Here is an 882-nt window from a genome sequence, read left to right as displayed (position 1 = left end):
GCATCCGGCCCGCTCGCCTCGGCGCTCGCCCGCGCGACGTACCGCGGCCTGCCCGGGCATCCGGTGCTGCTCGGGCGCGACCACTGGGCGCCGCTCGCCGCCGCGCTGCACGGCGATCGCGGCGCGGGCCCGTATCTCGTCGCCCAGGGCGCGCTCGCGGTCGAGTGCGGCGACCTCGCGACGGGCGCCGATCGCGACCGGCCGGGCGGTCCCTGACTACTCGGTCTCGCCGAGCGCGCGGTAGGCCCGGTCGATCGCGCTGACGCGGCCCCGTCCCGCGCGCAGGTCGGCGCCGAGCACCGCGCTCGCGAGCAGCGCGACGAACGTCATCGCCGCGGCGTAGGAGTCGAACGCCCCGGGCGCGGCGACGGGGCATGGCACGAACCCGACGAGCGCGTCGCCGGCGTCCGGCGGCAGGATGCTCCGCGCCGACGGGTCCCCGACGACGACGAGCGAGGCGCCCGACTCGACGACGGCGGCGAGCGCGGCGCGCAGTCCCGGCGGGCGGCGGCGGAACGCGCAGACGACGACGAGATCGCCGGCCCCGAGGCCCACGAGGTCCTCGGCGAGCGACTGCCCCGGCTGCGGCGCGAGCCGCACCCCCGGACGCGCCTGCGCGAGCTGCGTGCGCAGGTGCAGTGCGACCGGGTAGCCGTTGCGGAAGCCGACGACGGCGACCGTGCGGGCGGACGCGACGGCCCCGGCGAGACGTTCGAGCATCCCGTCGCCGAGGGCGGCGAGCAGAGCGGCGAGGTTCGCGCGCTCCGCGTCGAGCACGACGGCCGCGCCGTCGGCCGAACCGGCGGGCGCGCCGACCGCGCCGATCGGCGTCCCCGCGGCACGGCGGGCCGTGACGTTCGCGCGCACCGCTGCCTAGTCGGC

The 882-nt window shown here is 79.5% G+C and carries 1 protein-coding gene and 1 pseudogene; one reads left to right on the top strand and one right to left on the bottom strand.

Going from position 1 to position 882, the window contains the following annotated elements:
• Positions 1–216: pseudogene (locus tag GB864_RS18005) on the top strand (nucleotidyltransferase family protein); the annotation flags it as partial.
• Here GB864_RS18005 and GB864_RS18000 read toward each other — a convergent pair.
• Entirely contained in the window at positions 217–867 is a 651-nt protein-coding gene (locus GB864_RS18000; RefSeq protein WP_160427054.1) for a MurR/RpiR family transcriptional regulator, read from the bottom strand. It abuts the pseudogene before it with no gap.
• Positions 868–882 lie beyond the last annotated feature (15 nt).

The sequence above is a fragment of the Agromyces seonyuensis genome, assembly GCF_009789225.1.
Taxonomy (GTDB): Bacteria; Actinomycetota; Actinomycetes; order Actinomycetales; family Microbacteriaceae; genus Agromyces; species Agromyces seonyuensis.
This window is presented reverse-complemented; position numbering and strand designations above follow the sequence as displayed.